Source organism: Youhaiella tibetensis, from assembly GCF_008000755.1.
Classification (GTDB): Bacteria; Pseudomonadota; Alphaproteobacteria; order Rhizobiales; family Devosiaceae; genus Paradevosia; species Paradevosia tibetensis.
Genome location: NZ_CP041690.1, coordinates 702,075 through 719,201 on the forward strand (window position 1 = coordinate 702,075; position 17,127 = coordinate 719,201).

Below are 17,127 nucleotides of genomic sequence, written 5' to 3' on the forward strand. Positions count from 1 at the left end.
GGGGGGACTTTCTTTGAAACTCGGCTTCAACTTCCTGCTCTGGACGACGCACGTCGCCGAGCAGCACCTGCCGATCCTCGACGCCATCAAGGCTACGGGCTATGACGGGGTGGAAATCCCGGTCTTCTCGGGCGAAGAAACCCATTTCGCATGGCTGCGCACGCAGATCGAGAATGCCGGCCTCCAGTGCACCGCTGCCGGGGCCATGCCTTCCGGCGGCAATCCGCTTTCCCCCGATCCCGTCCTGCGCGAAAAGGCGCTCGACCATCTCAAATGGGCCGTCGATTGCTGCGCGGCTCTCGGCGCCGAACTCTTCGCCGGTCCCTTCTTCCAGCCCCTCGGCGAATTCACCGGTCAGGGGCCCACTGAGGACGAAAAGTCCCGTTGCGTCGAAGTTCACAAGGCCGCCGCCCAATATGCCGGAAGGGCCGGCGTCAAGCTCTCGGTCGAACCCCTCAATCGCTTCGAGTGCTACTTCCTCAACACCGCCGCTGCCGCCGCCGAACTGGTCCGGCGCGTCGATGAGCCGGCTTACGGCTATCTCTACGACACCTTCCATTTCAACATCGAGGAGAACTCGCTGACCGACGCGGTCGCCCGCACCATCGGCCAGATCAACCACGTCCACATTTCGGAAAACAATCGCGGCATTCCGGGAGCCGGCCATATCGACTTTGCCGCTGTGTTTCGAGCCCTGCGTACTGCCGGCTATGATGGCTGGATGACGGTCGAGGCCTTCGGCTCCGCACTCCCCGACCTGTCCGCCGCGACCAGGATCTGGCGGCCCCTTTTCGAAGGCCCCGAGGCCGTCTATCGGGGCGCCTATGCGCTCATGCGCCAGGGTTGGGACGCCGCCGCATGAGCCAGTACGCGCGCTATCCCAGCCTTGCCGGCTGCGTCGTCCTCGTCACCGGCGGTGCCTCGGGTATCGGCGCCGACGTCGTGCGCGCCTTTGCCGAAAACGACGCCAGGGTCGCCTTCCTCGATATCCAGGACGAAGCCGCGGACGCCCTCGTCGCCGATCTGGCCACCGCCACGCACAAGCCGCTCTACCTCCACTGCGATCTCACCGATATCGAGGCCCTGCGCGCTGCCATCGAGACCGTCCGCACCCGCCTCGGCCCCGTTGCCGTCCTCGTCAACAACGCCGCCAACGACGATCGCCACCAGGTCGCCGATGTCACCGTCGAGTATTGGGACCGCGCCCAGGACATAAACCTGCGCCCCCAGTTCTTTGCAGCCCAGGCCGTCCATCCACACATGCGCGCGCTCGGTCACGGCTCGATCATCAATTTCTCGTCCATCTCCTGGCGCAACGGTGCCGACGCCATGGCCGCCTACGCCACCGCCAAGGCGGCGGTCCTCGGCCTCACCAAGGCCCTGGCGCGCGCGTTCGGGCCCGACAATATCCGCGTCAACGCCATCGAGCCGGGCGCCGTCATGACCGAGCGGCAGCGCCAGCTCTGGTACCGGACGCCCCAATCCATCGAGGCGATGGTTGGCCGTCAGCTCATCAGGAAGGTGCTCACCGGCGAGGAGATCGCCCGCATGGTGCTGTTCCTGGCGGCCGATGACAGCGCCATGATCACCAAGCAGAGTTTTATAGTGGATGCCGGGCTAGCCTAAAGGGGGGAATACATGCTGCGCACCGGACTGAACCCATACGGCCTTACCTATTACCTTGGCCTTCAGGGCGCCGGTACGCCGCGCGCCAATCCCGATCCGAAGGGGCTCGAGGGTTTCATTGCCCTGGCTGATGAACTCGGCGGCAAGACCCTCGAAATATGGGAAGGCTGGCTCGAAAAGCTCGGCCCCGACGACCTGGCCGCCCTGCGCGTCCGCCTCGAGGGCCTTGGCATGACGCCGGTCGTCAGCTCCGGCCTTCAGCACGGCAATATCGAAGCCTGCATCCGTGCGGCGATCACACTCAACGCCAAGACCATCCGTTTCGCGCTGACCCCTGTGCTCTGCGGCGATCGCAACGCCTGGGGTGCCAAGTGGTACGAGCTGGTCTCGATCGTCCACTCGCGGCTCGCCGACTGGGCCCTGCGCGCCGCCGAACACGGCCTGACCCTCGTCATCGAGAACCATCAGGATTTCACCAGCCACGAGCTGGTCAATTTCTGTAACGAAGCCGGGCCCAATGTCGGCATCGTTTATGACACCGGCAACAGCTTCCCGGTGGGCGAGGCTCCGCTCGATTTCACGCAGGTCATCGCCCCCCATGTGCGCCACGTCCACCTCAAGGACTATCGCGTTCAGTTCACGGAGGAGGGCTTTCGGCTGGTGCGATGTGCGATAGGCGATGGCGCCGTCCCTCTCGCCGAGATCGCCGCGATCCTCTCCCAGCATCACCAGCATCTCACTGCCGTGCTTGAGCCCGGCGCCCTCGAAGCCCGCCACGTGCGCCTCTTCACACCCGGCTGGTGGCGCGGCTATGCCCCGCGCGAAGCCGAGACGCTGGCCGCCTGCCTCCTCGCCGCCCAGCGCAATCGGCTTCTTCCCGACGCCGACTACCGCACGCCTTGGGAGCGTGAGGCCGACGGCGAACTGGTCGACTACGAACTCGCCATGATCAGGCGCTCCGCCGCCAATATGAAATCCATAGGGTTGATGTGAAAATGGAACAGGACCTCAAGGGCAAGGTCGCCCTCGTCACGGGCTCGGGCAGGGGGCTCGGTAACGTCATGGCCCGGCGCCTCGCCGAGCATGGCGCCGATGTCGCCGTCCACGATCTCTCGCTGACCGAGACCGGCAAGTACGGCGAGGCGGCCAGCCTCGATGACGTCGTCGGGTCCATCGAGGCGCTGGGCGTGCGCAGCGTCGGCGTCACTGGCAACATCTCGGATCGTGAGGCGGTCGCGAAAATGAAGACCGATATCCTCGCCGCCCTCGGCCCGGTGGATATCCTGGTAAATTGCGCGGGCGGCGATATCGGGGCATCGGGCGGCAAGCCCGTCCCCAACAACATCCTGGGCATCCCCTACGAGGATATCGTCACCCTCACCAACAACAATCTCCTGGGCACCATGGTCATCACCCAGGCCTTCGTGCCCGACATGGTCGCGCGCGGCTCAGGCGCCGTGGTCAATATCGGCTCGACCGCCGCCCATGCGGGTTTTTCCAACGGCGGCATCTACGCCACCTTGAAGGCGGCCGTGATCCATTACACGCGTTGCCTTGCCGCCGAGGTCATTGCCGACGGCGTGCGCGTCAATGCCGTGAGTCCGGGGCCCACCAAGACCGCCCGTTTCCAGGCCACCCGCACCGTCGATCCGGCCAAGATGGATTCCTCCGGCAAGAGCTTTGACCGCTATGCCGAACCCGACGAAATCGCCGACGCCGTTGCCTTCCTCGCCGGCCCCCATGCCCGCTTCATCCACGGCCAGGTGTTGCGCGTGGATGGCGGCGGCGGGCTCTACGCCGGCTGACCTGCCTCCACCGGCAAGGCGCTGCGCAGCATCAAGGCCACGAGGTCCGATTGCCGCGTGGTCTGGGTCTTGCGGAAAAGGTTCTGCAGGTGGAACGAGATCGTCGTGGCCGCGATCGAGAAGTCTTCGGCCAGCTCGTCCGTGCGCTTTCCGCCGGCAAGGGCGATGGCGAGCTTGGCTTCGGTCGGGGTGAGCCCATACATCTTGATTGCCACCTCGCTCGAAAGCCGCGGCTGGCGGTCCGGGTCGAGCAGCACCAGCGCCAGCCGAGCGGGATCGTCCTTGGAGAACAGCGATATCTGGGCAAGGAGCGGGCGCCGGTAAGGCCGCTCGAGCGCCAGCGCCTGTCCGGGCCGGCCGTTCTCGATGATCTCGGCGAAGGTTCGCCGCAAGGTCTGCGCTGAAACCCCGGCAAGCTTGCCGCCGCGCTGGCTCACACCATCTGCTTCCTCCAGGATCTCCGCCGCCGTCGAATTGGTCTGCACGATCGCCAGGTTCGGGTCGGCGAGCACGAAGCCGGCAGCCATGCGGTCGAGTGTCGAGGCCACGAGGGCAACCGCGTGCTCGGAGCGTTCCAGCACCGCGGCCGCCAGCTCGCGGCGCGTTTCGGTGATTTCCGCATCGATATTGCGCCGGATGCGGTGCACCTGCGCCAGCCGCGCCCGCACCGTGGCGAGCAGGATGTCGTAGTCGATCGGCTTGACCAGATAGTCGTCCGCGCCGGCCGCCTTGCCCTGGATCACGTCCGCCCGTCCCGCCAGCGCCGTGAGGAAAAGGAACGGCACGTCGGCCATGTCGGGGCGCTTGTTGCGCACCTCGCGCATGACGCCGAACCCGTCCAGGCCCGGCATGGTGATGTCGCACAGCACCAGGTCGGGCTTGTGCGCTTCGAGCATCTTGAGCGCGGCGTGCCCGTCCCCGGCCCCGATCGTTCGGTATCCGGCCGCCTCCAGTTCCTCGATGATGTCTCCACGCAGATCCCGTTCGTCTTCCACGCACAGGATCAATGCGCCGCTGTCGTCAAAATCGTTCATTCTGCTGCCTGCTGCTGATCGTCATGGGGGAGGGTGAGATGGACGGCCGTGCCTTCGCCCATGCGCGAAGACAGTGTCAGTTCGCCGCCATGCATGCGCACGATCTCGCGTGCCACATGCAGGCCTATGCCGGTGCCCGACACGCCCGTGGCCGTGCTGGCCCGGAAAAAGCGTTCGAACACCCGGGGGAGTTCTTCTTCGGGAATGCCCACGCCCAGGTCCTTGACCGTGAGCACCACCACGTCTTCGCGCGTCTCTCCCACCACATGCACCTGCGTGCTGTCGGGGGAGTATTTCGTGGCGTTCGAAATGAGGTTGGTGAGCACCTGGTCCATGAGCAGGGGGTCGAAGCGCACCGCCTGCGGCAGGCCCTCGAGTTCGAGCCGGAAGTCGCGTCCGGGGTGAAGCTCGCGCTGCCGCTCGCAGGCCTCGCGCACCAGCCGCACCAGGTCGCTCTTTCGCGGGTGGAACTCGATCTCGCCCGCGTCCATGCGCGCGCCGTCCAACGTGCTTTCAAGCAGCCGCGCCAGCCGGCCCGCCGCGGTGCGGATCTTGCCCGCCCGCATCTGGATTTCCTCGTCCGACATCTGTGGCCCGCGTCGCGCCATGCGCTGCGCGCTGGAGTCGATGATCGCTAGCGGCGTGCGGAACTGGTGCGACACCATCGAGACGAAGTCGCGATAGAGCTGGCGAAGCCGCTTTTCCTGGGTCAGCGCCTGTTCGGCCTTCTGGATGGCGGCGCGCAACTGCGCCTCGGTATGGCGCAGGTCCGCGGTTCGTTCCGCCACCAGGTCCTCGAGCTGGGAATGGTGTCTGGCGAGTTCGCGCTGGGCGGCGTAGCGCTCGGTCACGTCGCGCACGATCATGATGCCGCCCACCACCTTGCTGCCGTCGCGGACCGGAAAGCTCGCCTTCTCGAGGTACTTTTCGGTTCCCGGCAGAATGTGCTCGGGCATGTAGCTGTCTTCCCCGCGCAGCGCCGAGAGCAGCATTTCGGGCACCGCATGACCGTCCGGGAACGGAAACACGTCCCGCAGGTGCCGCCCCACCACGTCGTGGGTAGGCCGGTCGAAAATGCGCACCATCGCCTTGTTCCAGTGCGTGCACATCAGGTTCGTATCGAACGCGGTTACGCCTTCCCCGCTCGAATCGATGAGCATGTCCAGGAACTCTTTCTCGCGCCGCATCTTGGCGTCCGACTTGGCGAGCTGGTTCTGGCTCGCCATGAGCTGGATAGCCAGGATCACGCCGCTCGCAAGGATCCCCAGGATGCACACGATGATCTCGATGATCGTCGAGTTATAGGTTTCCCGCCGCTCTGAATCGCGCTCGCGGGTGGCGATCATCAGGTCGTTGCCGATATTGCGCAGGTTGGCGATAAACGGCCCCATCGTCGCCTGCACCCGGCCCGCATATGTGCCCGGCCGGTTATCGGGCTTGGTGAGGTACTGCTCGAGCCCCAGCAGGGAGTCGAGCGCCCGCTGCATCTCGCCCACATGGCCCACCGCCGCGATCTGCCGCGACATCTCACCTTCCGTCAGCAGCACGAAGCGGCTGATCGCAATGTCGTACTGGCGCATGAGCGCGCCCTGGGACATCTGCGTAGTCTGGGCAGCGGCGCTGATCAGCTTCTGCGTTTCGTACTGCGCCTGGCCGACCGCCCAGAGCAGGTATTCCCCGTGCCCCGCGGTCAGGTTGCGTTGCACTTCCACCAGCCGTGCCATGGCCACGGTCAGGAACGCCACGAAGGCGCAGATCGCCAGCACCGTGGCTATGACCGACAAGCGCTGGTTGGAGCTCTTCACGGCAGGATCAGCCTGTAGAGTTGCCAGACCCAGCGATGGTCGTATTTCTCGTCCTGCAACTCGGAGTGCTCCACTCTCGGATAGACGATCCACAGCGGTCCCTTGTCGCGCGCCGTCAGGCGCTTGCCGTCCATCGCCCAGGCGAAGATCACGTCATATCTCTCGAAATCGGTGACCGGGATCGAGACCTCGTACTCGTTGAGCGCCACTGCGCGCACGGTCTCGACGTCTTCCGCTCCCAGGGCCGCCATCACGTCGCGCGCCAGCACGCCCTCGAAAACGTGCATGCCGTCCGTCCAGGAGGTCGTGGTGCTCACGCTATGCGTGCCCAGCGCCTCCAGGCTCTCCCAGTCGAGTTTGACATGCACGCTGCGCTGCGCGACGCGGCCTGTGATCTCGAGGATCACGTCACCCTGCGGCTCGGGCAGCTTGAGCAGGTCCGGCAACACGCCCGCTCCGCCCTGGGATGGCGCCGGCACGGCCAATGCCATGGCGAGCATTCCCGCCACGATTGAAGTCAAGACCAACAAGGGGCGCTTGCGCCGCATAGACCCGTCTCCCAAACGCAAAATGCCTATGGCACCCGCCGGGCTGGGGCAATTAGGTCCGGCGAGCGCACATAGGTGGCGTTGCCCAAAAATGCGTGACGCATGGACAACTTGGCAATCCCTACCGTGCCCCGGGATCCCGCGCCCCATCTGAACGAATGGGGCATTCCCCGCCCCGTCAATCTAGACGGGAACTGCTCCCTGGGGCGCGACGGCGACCGGTCTGGAACGCAGGCCTAGACCGGCCAGGCGTTTGGCGAAGTGGACTACAGCCTCGCCCTCGGTCAGGTCCTGGTCGAGCCCTTTGCCGGGGTCTCGGTCGTCGGCGTGGGCGCTGACAGCTTCCGCGAAAGCGGTGGCGCCGCAGCGCTCAATGGTGCCGGCTTCTCCCAGTCCGCCGCCGTCACCACCCTTGGCCTGCGCGGCAACTGGACCGTCGATGCCAGCGAGACGAGCATTCTTTCGCTCAATGCGGGACTGAGCTGGCGCCACGCGTTCAACGCCAATCCCGCCGTCCGCGACCTCACCTTCAACAGCGGCGGCGCCGTCTTCCAGGTAGCCGGTGCTCCCGCCGCTTCCGATAGTCTCGCGCTCGAGGCAGGCCTCGATTTCGAGACGACCGCTGGCCTCAACTTCGGGGTGAACTATAGCGGACAGGTCGCCGGAGCCTTCCAGAGCCACTCCCTCAAGGCGGGCCTGGGCTTCACCTTCTAACTCGACCGTGATCGCTTCCCCCTGTTCCTGACCCAAAAAATCTGTTTGACTTCAATGGGTTTTGGTTTGGGGGGAAGCGATGGCCATCACTACCGAGCGTTTGCGCGCCCTCTTGGGCGTCTCCGATTCCGCCTTGCTGCTGCGCGGCGCGCGCACTGAGGAGCGCGGCGGCTATCGACTGGAGCGGCTGACCTTTTCCAACTGCGCGGGCGAGCCCATTCGTGGCCTGCTGACCCGCCCCCTCAAGCTCGACGGCTCGGCCCCCGCCATTGTCTACGCCCACGCACATGGCGGTCGCTACGACATCGGCGCCTCCGAACTCATTGACGGACGCCCCGAATTGCTCGGGCCGCTCGGCCCTGTCTTCGCCCATGCCGGCTTTGTGACCCTGGCCATCGACATGCCGACCTTCGGCGAGCGCGCCGGCGAAACCGAATCCGCCGCCGCCAAGCGCGCCCACTGGTACGGCAAGTCGCTGTTCGGGCAGATGCTGAGTGACCAGGCCGGCGCCCTGGCCTACCTGACCACCCGCAGCGATGTGGATGCTCGGCGTGTCGGCATGTTCGGCATGTCGATGGGTGCCACGCTTGCCTATTGGCTGGCTGCCGTCGAACCGCGCCTGGCGGCCATCGCCCATCTCTGTTGCTTTGCCGATTTCGCCACGCTGGTCGAAACCGGCGCCCACGACCTGCACGGGGTCTATCTCACCGTGCCGGGCCTCCTGGCCGAAACCTCCACGGGCGAGATCGGCGGGCTGGTCGCGCCGCGCCCGCAGCTGATCTGCCTGGGCGAGGACGATGCCCTCACCCCGCCGCTCGCCATCGAGCGCGCTCTCCAGGAAACCCGAGCCGCCTATGCCAATGCCAAAGCGGCCCGCGCCCTCGAGGTGCTCACGCAGCCGGGGATCGGTCATATGGAAACCCAGCCCATGCGCGAGGCCGTGCTGGCGTTCCTCGCACGTACCCTCAAGGCCGGTTAGTCGACGCGCCCGCGCGCCGCCACCGGCACCGTCTCGACCACCTCGTCGCCCGAGATCAGCGTTACGTTGTCGAAGAGGTTGCTCACCACGCAGGCGTGGTTGGGTATGATCCGCAGCCTTTCCCCGATCGCCGGTTTCTTGTCGGACCCGCTCAGGTCGATCGTGCCATGTTCCTCGGAAAGCCCGACGATGCGCGCGTCCGGATAACCCACGATGTAGCCGAACCCATCCATGCCCAGCGTGTCACTGGTGAGGGCCTTCGAGCCTGCATCGATGATCGCCCGGTTCTCGGTCGGCCGGCTGACCACAGTTGCCAGCACCGTCAGCGCGCAGTCGTCGAGCGTGCCCACGCCCTTGGCCACCTGGAAACGGTCGAGATAGATATAGGTCCCCGGGCGATGCTCGCTGGCCGCGCCGACGTCATGGGCGTGCCAGAGATCGGGCGTGCCCCCGTTCGAGATCACGTCGGGCGCCAGCCCCTGCGCCTCGAGCGCCGCCTTGGCCTTTTCGAGGAACTCTTCGTTTTCGGCGACCTTGCCTGCCGCCGGGTAGGTCATCAGCCCGGCAAAGTGCAGGCCCGGCGCCGCCGCGATCTGCTGGGCCAGTTCCACCGCCGCCCACGGCGTCTGCACGCCGCACCGGCCCATGCCCGTGTCGCACTCCACCAGCACCCGCAGCTTGTGGTTCGGGTCGGTAAAGGTGCGCGCGAGCCCATCCACCACATAGCTCGAATCCGCCGTCACGCTGATGGCGATGCGCTCGTGGAGCGCCTTGAGCCGCGCCAGCTTGGAGGCGCCGATGATATTGTAGGGCAGGAAGATGTCGGTGATGCCTGCATCGGCCATCACCTCGGCTTCGCCCAGCTTCTGGCAGGTGATCCCCACCGCGCCCAGCTCGATCTGGCGCTTGGCGAAACGCGGCAGCTTGTGCGTCTTGATATGGGGACGCAGCGGCAGCTTGTGGGCGTCCGCGTAATCCTGCGCGCGCTGGAGATTGGCTTCCACGCGATCGAGGTCGACGAGGACAATGGGCGTTTCCAGATCGTCGAGGGACATCATGCGCCTCCCTTGAGGACTTCGTTGACGAACCTGAGGTTGCCCGAGGTGAGGCCGGCGTCCACCGGAATGGCCGCCCCCGTGATCCCCGAGGCTGCCGGCGAGGCGAGGAAGAGCGCAGCCCGCGCCACTTCCTCGGGTGTCACCATGCGCCCCAGCGGATAGTGCGGCAGGACCTTGTCGAGCAGTTCCGGGTTCGCCGCGATGCGATGATCCCAGGCCGGTGTGCGCACCGAGCCGGGGCACACGACGTTGGCGCGGATGCCGCGATAGCCGCGTTCCACCGCCAGTCCCTTGGCAAACGAGATGAGCCCGGCCTTGGCGGCCGAATAGGCCGGGTTGCCATAGTGCCCCAGGCCATTGACCGAGGAGACGAAGACCACGCTCCCGCCGCCCTTCTCCTCCATCGCCTCGACCACGGGGTGGGTCACGTAGTAGGCGCCGTTGAGATTGATCTCCACCTCGGACGCCCAGACAGCGTTATCCACCTGCTCGAAGACCTCGCCGCGGGTGTAGCCGGCGTTGGAAATCAGGGCGTCGGGGGCGCCGTGGAGGGCGATGTGGCTGGAAATGATTTTCGCGATCGTGTCCGGCTCGGTCAGCTCGAACACCAGCCGGTGGGCGAGGTCCATGCCCTCCATCAGGGTCGGGTCGCGGTCGGCGCCGGTCACCACGGCACCGGCCTCGGCAAACACCTGCGTCAGCGCGCGACCTATGCCGCCACCGGCACCTGTGATGAGAACGTGCTTGCCGTCCATGCGAAAGGGGGAGGGGGTCTCTGCCATCTTGTTCCACGCAAAATTCGATCCGCAAACTAAACAAACCCATGGCCGTCAAGGCAATTGGGAATATGATCGGCCAGCCGCAAAAACCGATTGAATGAAATTGATTTTCATTCCATGGCAGTTATCCACCCCCGCACCACTCACGATGAACGGAGTCCTAACGCAGATGAACAAGCAGCATTTCGGCACCTCCCACGTCCCCCTCTCGCCCGCCGTCCGCGCCGGCGATTTCATCTACATCTCCGGCCAGGTGCCGGTCGGCGCCAATGGCGAGGTGGTCGTCGGCGGCATCGAAGTGCAGACCCGTCAGGTCATGGAGAACATCAAGGCCGCCCTGGCGCTCGCCGGCGCCGACCTCTCGGACGTCATCAAGACCTTCGTCATTCTCGAGGACGCGCGCGAGTTCGCCGCCTTCAACAAGACCTATGCTACCTACTTCCCGTCCAACCCGCCGGCGCGCACCACGCTCGAGGCGCGTCTGATGATCGATATCAAGATTGAGATCGAAGCGGTGGCCTATAAGCCCCTCAAGTAACCCCTCACGACCACTGCCGCCAAAACGCCCGCCATCGCGCGGGCGTTTTTTATTGCGCATTTTCAATGGATTGCGGCAATAGCGCGCCGATCCGTCTTATTGTATCCGGCATAGCGAATATAAGAGATTCCAATGATGTACTTTGATGGTCAATTACCTGAAAATCGTCTCAGGTGATCGTGTCGCGTCCGTTCGGACCAACTTCAAGAACCGGGGCCAGGTGCCCCTCAAGGCTTGGGGACGATCTTATGAGACTTGCCTGGACTATGCTGTGCGGCCTGCTGATGACGTCTGCAGTCGTTGCTGCGGAACTGCCCATCGAGCACGCTTACGGCACCGCCGCGGGCTGCGCTTCTGTTGCCAAATCCAATGACATACCCGGCGGCAAGGTCCTTGCCGTCACCAGCGAACACGTGCTCAGCGGCGAAGCCGTCTGCCCGTTCCTGGCCGTCACCGATGGCCAGTCCGATGACCCTGCCAACAAGGCCTGGGAGGCCGATATCAGTTGCGAGGCCGGCCATGAGGAGGCCGTTCCGGGCAAGCTGCTGATCGTGCACGACGCAGCCAGCGACAAGCTGGCCCTCTCGGTCCTGGATGGCGACGGGCCCAAGGGGAACCTCGCGGCCTGCCCGGCGCCCTGACCGGCGCCGCACATTGATGGCCGGGCGACCGGCGAGACATATTTTGAGGAGGAATTATGTCCGATACCAAGCAGCCGCCCCAGGCTCTTTGCGCTTGCGCGAAAGCCGCCATGCAGCGCCGCACCATGCTCAAGGGCATGGTGGCCCTGGGTGGGGTGGCCGTCTCCGGCTCGGCCTTCGCCCAGGCTGCCGAGGACATGCGCCCCCAGGTCGGCGACTTCCTGGTGCGCACCCGCGGTGAGCCCAACCCGCTTGGCCCCGACGATGTCGGCATCGGCAAGAAACCGATTCAGGCCTACGCCATGGCGCCCGATGGCACCGTGCGTTCGGGAGACTACGAGAACGGCCTGCTCCTGATCCACTACGACGAGGGCGACCTCGCCGACGACGCCAAGAAGATGTCGGCGAACGGCGTGCTTGCCTATTCGATCATCTGCACCCACGCCGGGTGCGAGGCGACCAACTGGATCTCGGAGGAAAACACCATCGAGTGTCCGTGCCACGGGTCGCACTTCGATGCCAAGAACAACGGGGCCGTGCTTTTCGGCCCCGCCAGCCGCAAGCTTCCCCAGCTCGGTCTTGAGGTCAAGGACGGCAAGATCGTGGTGGCCGCGGAATTCGACTCCCGCGTCGGCGGCGACGAGACCATGTGATCTCCCGCCGCCCGGGCACGCTCCCGGACGGCGGTTCGGCCCCACCCGTGCAGTGGCATTGCACTTGTGCACGCAACAACAAAACGCGACGTCGGATCCGCCGTGGAGCCCGCGAACGCGAACGCATTCCAGCACACTGAGGAGAGGAAATGCTAAAACGGAATCTGTTCGTTACGGGTCTGGCGACCATGGGCATTGCGGCGATGAGCAGCTTCGCCCTGGCGGCCGAGACCACCTCCGAGCGTTTGGTCAACGCCGGATCGGAAGCGGAGAACGGCAACTGGCTCATGGTGCACCGCACCTATGACAGCCATCGCTACAGCCCGCTCAACCAGATCACCAAGGACAACGTCAAGGACCTGAGCCTGTCGTTCGTCACGATCCTGGACAACGCCTCGCGCGGTGGACGCTATGCCAGCGCCCGCAACGAAGGAACCCCGCTGGTCGAAGACGGCTTCATGTACGTGCAGACGGGCTGGTCGGTGGTGACCAAGCTCGACGTGCGTGACGGCAAGGTCGGCAAGGTCGTCTGGAAATACGATCCGGAAGTGGATCGCCAGTGGATCTCCGACGCCACCTGCTGCGGCGCTGAAAATCGCGGCATCGGCCTGTGGAACGACGACGTGATCGCCCTGACCATGGATGGTCGCGTCATGTCGATCAACAAGGAAACGGGCGAACTCAACTGGGAGAAGCAGCGTGCCGACAAGGCCCGCGCCGAAAGCTTCACCGGCGCCCCGCTGATCATCGGCGATACGGCTGTCTACGGCCCCGCCGGTGGTGAATACGGCATCCGTGGCTGGCTCGAGGCTATCGACCTCAAGACCGGCGATGTCGCCTGGCGCACCTACACGGTCCCCGGACCGGGCGAACCCGGCAACGACACCTGGGAAGGCAATGCCTGGGAAACCGGTGGCGCCTCCATCTGGCAGACGGGCTCCTATGATCCTGTCTCCGGCATGACTTACTGGGGCACCGGCAACCCGGCGCCGCAGATCGACGCCGAATATCGTCCGGGCGACAACCTCTACGCGTCCAGCCTGCTTGCGCTCGACGCCAAGGACGGTGCCCTCAAGTGGCACTTCCAGTTCACCCCGAACGATCCCTACGATTATGACGAGATCGGCGACAACCAGCTGCTCGACGTCACGGTGGACGGCAAGCCGTCCAAGATGGTGGTCCGCGCTGCGCGTAACGGCTTCATGTACGGCTTCAACCGTACCGATGGCGCCATGACCTACGCCAAGCAATATGTGGAAGACCTCAACTGGACAACGGGTATCGACCCCAAGACCGGCAAGCCGCTCGAATACGATCCGAAGGCCCAGCTTCAGAAATACGTCGCTGGCACCGTCGGTTCGCGCGAGGGTACCCCCGGCATCTACTGCCCGACCCTGGGCGGTGGCAAGAACTGGCAGCCTGCTGCCTATAGCCCGCAGACCAAGCTTCTCTACATCACCTCTGCGGAAGGTTGCTCGGCCTATGTGCCCGAAGCCGCGCCCAATCCCACCATCACCGGTGGCGAGTACGACGTGGTCAAGGCCCAGCGCGAGTGGAACGGCCGCCTGCCGGCCCCCGAAGGCACCAAGCTCCCCGATGTCTTCAACGGTGGCTCGGTCAAGGCAATCGATCCGCTCACCGGCGAAACCAAGGCCAAGGTGCTCATGCCCCGTCGCCTGAACGGCATGCTCGCCACCGGCGGCGACCTCGTGTGGGGTTCGTCCACCAACGGCAACCTCTATGCCTACGATGCCGATACGCTCAAGGAAGTCTGGTCGTTCAACGTCGGTACCTCCCTTGGCGGTCCGCCGATGAGCTACTCGGTCGATGGCAAGCAGTACATCGCGGTTCTCGCCGGTGCTGCTCCCGCCGCCGCCGACAAGAAGACCGTCCCGGCTTCCGAGTTCTTCGTGCCCACCGACGCGCTCTTCGTGTTCGCGCTCGACAAGTAAGGCACCCCAAACCAAAAGGCGGCCGGGGAAACCCGGCCGCCTTCCTCGTTCGCAGCGATGGCGACCTATTCGGTCTTCATCCGGAATTCCCAGTCCGTCGGGTTCTCGAATTCGTCGGCGGACCAGATGCCCACCTTGGCCGCCTTGGCCTCGGCCTCCTGGGCGACGTAGTCTTGTGATTGATCGGAAAGAGCGATGGCCATGCCTAACCGGGCCTGCTCGGCTGACAGATCCAGGTCCCCCACCGTGCAGCGCGCCCAGCGCAGCATGCGCCGCCGCAGGTTCTCGGTGTCGCGCACTTCCTTGCAGACCACTGTCTGGTTGGCCACCAGCGTCTCGAGCGAGCGCTTGGCATCCCGGCCGCAGGCGAATTCCTGCCCGTCCTTGACGCAGGGCTGGATCGGCAGCGGCGCGTCGATCCCCCAGAGTCCGATCGTGCGGCCGTTGAGCGAAATGTGGTCGCCGTCGATCACCGTCGCCGTGCCGCTTTCCTCGAACAGCGGCTCGTTGGCGAAGGCCTGCGCCAGGGCCGGCGCACTTGCGCCCAGCGTGGCGGCGATGCCTAATACCAGGCCGGCCACTACCCGCGAACTCATCATGTTTCCCCCCTTAGGAGTTGGTTGTGCTGCGATTTGACGTGATGTCCCCCATGGTCGCAACCCTGCGAGAGGCGGTCGCATCGCAGGGGCGGCTTATGTGCAATATCGGATTTGCCTTTGCTGGCGCGCTGGCCCTGGTGGCGCCCGCCGCCGCTGCCGGGTTCGCGCCCGAGTTCCGCACCCTCGCACTGGGCCTTGAGGCGTCCGACATCACCACCGAGGGCTACGAGGGCTTCGCCTGCGGCTCCAATGGCGGCCCGCCCCTGGCGCCGATCTCCGGCTGGGTCGATTTCGCCAAATGCGCGCCCGAGGCCAATGGCCTGCACGAGGTCTATGTCGAATACGGCACCCGCACCGAGCGCCTTTCCCAGATGTTCCGCGACGAATATGGCGAGGAACTGTGGATCCAGCAGTTCGGCGGCACGCGTATCGCCAATTTCCCCGTCGTGCTCTCGCTGCTCTTTGACGACGAGGGCATCGTCCGCGGCTTCCGCGCCGTCACCGATTCCCGCGCCGAACTCGAGGATCGTTCCAAGAGCTACCTGCTGCGCTTCCGCGTCTATGCCCATTACGGGGAGGAGGGGTGGTCCTGCAAGGAACGTCCCGCGACCGGCGGCATCGAGCCGGTGGGCGAGATGTATGTCAACGAAGTCTGCCGCAAGCAGATCGACGGCAAGCGCGTTCGCGTGGAGGCCCACGTCTATCGCCGCCCCGGCCAGACCGGTGTCGACAGCCAGGGCATGTTCGTCCCCGGCCAGTTCGAAAGCATGACCCGCTGGGAGGTGTTCGACGCGACGCTTCCCATCTCGCCAGAGGAGGCGGCCGAATGAGACTGGCGCTCGTCCTGGCCCTCTGCGTGGCCCTGTTGCCCGGCGCCGCCCTCGCCGACGCGCGCCAGGATTTCCTCGACGGCAAGGCCCGGGATTGCCCGGGCTGCGATCTCACCGACAGGGATCTCAGCCGCCGCGACCTGGCCGGCGCCGACTTCACCGGCGCTACCCTTTCGGGCGCCAATTTCTATACGAGCGACCTCACCGGGGCGACGCTGGCCGGCGCCAACCTGACGCGCACCGACTTCACCCAGGCCAATCTCTCCAAGGCCGACCTCACCGGCACCAACACTTTCGAGACCATCTTCTACCGCGCCACCCTCAACAATGCCGACCTCACTGGCTCCAAGGGCCAGCGTGTCACCTTCCGTCGCGCTCTGCTGGGCGGGGTGGTGCTCGACGAGGCCACCATGCCCTTTTCACAGTTCGAGGATGCGCGGCTGGCCGGCGCCTCCGCCCGCAAGGCGGATCTCAAGGGCTCGACTTTCTCGGGCGTCAAGATGCAGCGCTTCGACCTCACCGGGGGCAATGCCGAGGGAGCCGACTTCTCCAATGCGGTGCTGAGCAAGGGCAAGTTCGGCGATGCGGTGCTCCGGCGCGCCGATCTTCTGCGGGCCGACCTCTCGGATGCCGATCTTTCCGGAACCGATCTTTCCGGCACCCGGCTCCTTGCCGCCATCCTCACCGATGCGGACACCTCGGGCGCCAATTTCGATGGTGCCCTGATGCCCGATGGGAACTGGCACGACTAGCGCCGGTCGGGTCTCAGCCCAGCCATCCACTCGATCGCCGCGCCCTTGTTGCCCGAAGGGCGGTATTCGCAGCCCACATAACCCTCGTAGCCGAGCCGGTCGAGTTCGGAGAGGACATAGCGATAGTTGATCTCGCCGGTGCCCGGTTCATGCCGGCCCGGCGCATCGGCGATCTGCACGTGCGCGATATGGTCCTTGAGCCGCCCGAAGGTGTGCATCAGGTCGCCCTGCATCACCTGCATGTGGTAAAAATCGTACTGCAGGTGGAGGTTGCTCAGCCCCGCCAGCGCCAGCAGCCGCTCGAAATGATTGGTGGTCGAGACGAAATAGCCCGGCATGTCACGCAGGTTGATCGGCTCGAGCAACAGCTTGATCCCCGCCGCGGTGCAGCGCTCGGAGGCATAGGCGAGGTTGTCGAGCAGGGTCTTTTCCAGCCGCAGGTGATCCACGTCATGGGGCGCGATGCCTGCCAGGCAGTTGAGCTGCGTGCAGCCGAGCGCCTGTGCATAGTCGAGCGCCATGGTCACGCCCGCCCGGAACTCGCCCACGCGCGCCGGGTGACAGGCGATGCCGCGCTCGCCCGCGTCCCACTTGCCCGCCGGAAAGTTGAAGAGTGCCTGCTTGAGGTTGTGCTGGGCGAGGAGCGTTGCGATCCGCTCCTTGGACTCCTCGTAGGGCGAGACATATTCGACCGCCCCGAACCCGTCCGCCGCGGCAGCCGCGAAGCGCTCGACGAACGGCAGGTCGGGATAGAGAAAGGACAGGTTGGCGGAGAACTTGGGCACGGCGCGACCCTCCTCGGGGCGCTAGAGAT

General features: G+C 65.4%; 18 protein-coding genes and 1 pseudogene. 12 read left to right on the forward strand and 7 right to left on the reverse strand.

The window, feature by feature from the left end; all coding sequences use genetic code 11:
* Nucleotides 1–13 precede the first annotated feature (13 nt).
* The 4 genes from FNA67_RS03435 to FNA67_RS03450 are packed head-to-tail and all read left to right on the forward strand — an operon-like array spanning nt 14 to nt 3,431.
* On the forward strand, nt 14–862 hold the full coding sequence (locus tag FNA67_RS03435) for a sugar phosphate isomerase/epimerase family protein (protein WP_147655083.1): 849 nt from the start codon (nt 14–16) through the stop codon (nt 860–862).
* Nucleotides 859–1,626 (forward strand): SDR family NAD(P)-dependent oxidoreductase, encoded by a 768-nt coding sequence (locus tag FNA67_RS03440; RefSeq protein WP_147655084.1) that lies wholly within the window; start codon nt 859–861, stop codon nt 1,624–1,626. Before FNA67_RS03435 ends, FNA67_RS03440 begins: the two co-directional genes overlap by 4 nt.
* A 12-nt stretch (nt 1,627–1,638) precedes the next feature.
* Nucleotides 1,639–2,619 carry a sugar phosphate isomerase/epimerase family protein gene (locus FNA67_RS03445; protein ID WP_147655085.1) on the forward strand — a complete coding sequence of 327 codons (981 nt, stop codon included), beginning with the start codon at nt 1,639–1,641 and terminating at the stop codon, nt 2,617–2,619.
* 2 nt (nt 2,620–2,621) lie between these two features.
* Complete coding sequence (locus FNA67_RS03450) at nt 2,622–3,431, forward strand: SDR family NAD(P)-dependent oxidoreductase (protein ID WP_147655086.1); 810 nt, start codon at nt 2,622–2,624, stop codon at nt 3,429–3,431.
* Here the strand turns inward: FNA67_RS03450 and FNA67_RS03455 are convergent.
* Genes FNA67_RS03455 through FNA67_RS03465 form a run of 3 tightly spaced genes read right to left on the reverse strand, consistent with a single transcriptional unit; the run spans nt 3,419 to nt 6,797 of the window.
* Nucleotides 3,419–4,465, reverse strand: coding sequence for a response regulator (locus FNA67_RS03455; protein WP_049707722.1), 1,047 nt, complete (start codon nt 4,463–4,465; stop codon nt 3,419–3,421). The genes FNA67_RS03450 and FNA67_RS03455 overlap by 13 nt on opposite strands.
* Nucleotides 4,462–6,270, reverse strand: a complete 1,809-nt coding sequence (locus tag FNA67_RS03460; RefSeq protein WP_147655087.1) for a sensor histidine kinase — start codon at nt 6,268–6,270, stop codon at nt 4,462–4,464. The genes FNA67_RS03455 and FNA67_RS03460 overlap by 4 nt, the downstream gene beginning before the upstream one ends.
* A complete protein-coding gene (locus FNA67_RS03465; RefSeq protein WP_210246430.1) occupies nt 6,267–6,797 on the reverse strand; it encodes a putative pterin-binding protein in 531 nt (176 codons plus the stop codon). The genes FNA67_RS03460 and FNA67_RS03465 overlap by 4 nt, the downstream gene beginning before the upstream one ends.
* 273 nt (nt 6,798–7,070) lie before the next feature.
* On the opposite strand from FNA67_RS03465, the pseudogene FNA67_RS03470 reads away from it, so the two are divergent.
* Nucleotides 7,071–7,532: pseudogene (locus FNA67_RS03470) on the forward strand (autotransporter outer membrane beta-barrel domain-containing protein); the annotation flags it as partial.
* Between the two features lie 79 nt (nt 7,533–7,611).
* Nucleotides 7,612–8,511, forward strand: coding sequence for an alpha/beta hydrolase family protein (locus tag FNA67_RS03475; RefSeq protein WP_147655089.1), 900 nt, complete (start codon nt 7,612–7,614; stop codon nt 8,509–8,511).
* Here the strand turns inward: FNA67_RS03475 and FNA67_RS03480 are convergent.
* Nucleotides 8,508–9,569, reverse strand: coding sequence for a D-TA family PLP-dependent enzyme (locus tag FNA67_RS03480; RefSeq protein WP_147655090.1), 1,062 nt, complete (start codon nt 9,567–9,569; stop codon nt 8,508–8,510). The two genes, FNA67_RS03475 and FNA67_RS03480, sit on opposite strands and share 4 nt — an antisense overlap.
* Nucleotides 9,566–10,351, reverse strand: coding sequence for an SDR family oxidoreductase (locus FNA67_RS03485; RefSeq protein ID WP_145976870.1), 786 nt, complete (start codon nt 10,349–10,351; stop codon nt 9,566–9,568). The genes FNA67_RS03480 and FNA67_RS03485 overlap by 4 nt, the downstream gene beginning before the upstream one ends.
* A gap of 166 nt (nt 10,352–10,517) precedes the next feature.
* On the opposite strand from FNA67_RS03485, the gene FNA67_RS03490 reads away from it, so the two are divergent.
* From FNA67_RS03490 to FNA67_RS03505, 4 genes are all read left to right on the forward strand, one after another.
* Nucleotides 10,518–10,886 (forward strand): RidA family protein, encoded by a 369-nt coding sequence (locus FNA67_RS03490; RefSeq protein ID WP_049707728.1) that lies wholly within the window; start codon nt 10,518–10,520, stop codon nt 10,884–10,886.
* Nucleotides 10,887–11,134: 248 nt separating this feature from the next.
* Nucleotides 11,135–11,527: a hypothetical protein gene (locus FNA67_RS03495; RefSeq protein WP_147655091.1), complete on the forward strand. Its 393-nt coding sequence runs from the start codon at nt 11,135–11,137 to the stop codon at nt 11,525–11,527.
* A gap of 56 nt (nt 11,528–11,583) precedes the next feature.
* Complete coding sequence (locus FNA67_RS03500; RefSeq protein WP_049707730.1) at nt 11,584–12,180, forward strand: QcrA and Rieske domain-containing protein; 597 nt, start codon at nt 11,584–11,586, stop codon at nt 12,178–12,180.
* Nucleotides 12,181–12,329: 149 nt separating this feature from the next.
* Nucleotides 12,330–14,132, forward strand: coding sequence for a pyrroloquinoline quinone-dependent dehydrogenase (locus FNA67_RS03505; RefSeq protein ID WP_082202400.1), 1,803 nt, complete (start codon nt 12,330–12,332; stop codon nt 14,130–14,132).
* 65 nt (nt 14,133–14,197) lie between these two features.
* On the opposite strand, the gene FNA67_RS03510 is transcribed toward FNA67_RS03505, so the two are convergent.
* A complete protein-coding gene (locus tag FNA67_RS03510; RefSeq protein WP_170267196.1) occupies nt 14,198–14,731 on the reverse strand; it encodes a thermonuclease family protein in 534 nt (177 codons plus the stop codon).
* A 23-nt stretch (nt 14,732–14,754) separates the two neighbouring features.
* On the opposite strand from FNA67_RS03510, the gene FNA67_RS03515 reads away from it, so the two are divergent.
* Both FNA67_RS03515 and FNA67_RS03520 read left to right on the forward strand, forming a co-directional pair.
* On the forward strand, nt 14,755–15,561 hold the full coding sequence (locus tag FNA67_RS03515) for a hypothetical protein (RefSeq protein WP_170267197.1): 807 nt from the start codon (nt 14,755–14,757) through the stop codon (nt 15,559–15,561).
* Nucleotides 15,558–16,313: a pentapeptide repeat-containing protein gene (locus tag FNA67_RS03520; protein ID WP_147655093.1), complete on the forward strand. Its 756-nt coding sequence runs from the start codon at nt 15,558–15,560 to the stop codon at nt 16,311–16,313. Before FNA67_RS03515 ends, FNA67_RS03520 begins: the two co-directional genes overlap by 4 nt.
* Here FNA67_RS03520 and otnI read toward each other — a convergent pair.
* A complete protein-coding gene (gene otnI, locus FNA67_RS03525) occupies nt 16,310–17,098 on the reverse strand; it encodes a 2-oxo-tetronate isomerase (RefSeq protein ID WP_147655094.1) in 789 nt (262 codons plus the stop codon). The two genes, FNA67_RS03520 and otnI, sit on opposite strands and share 4 nt — an antisense overlap.
* Nucleotides 17,099–17,127: the final 29 nt, after the last annotated feature.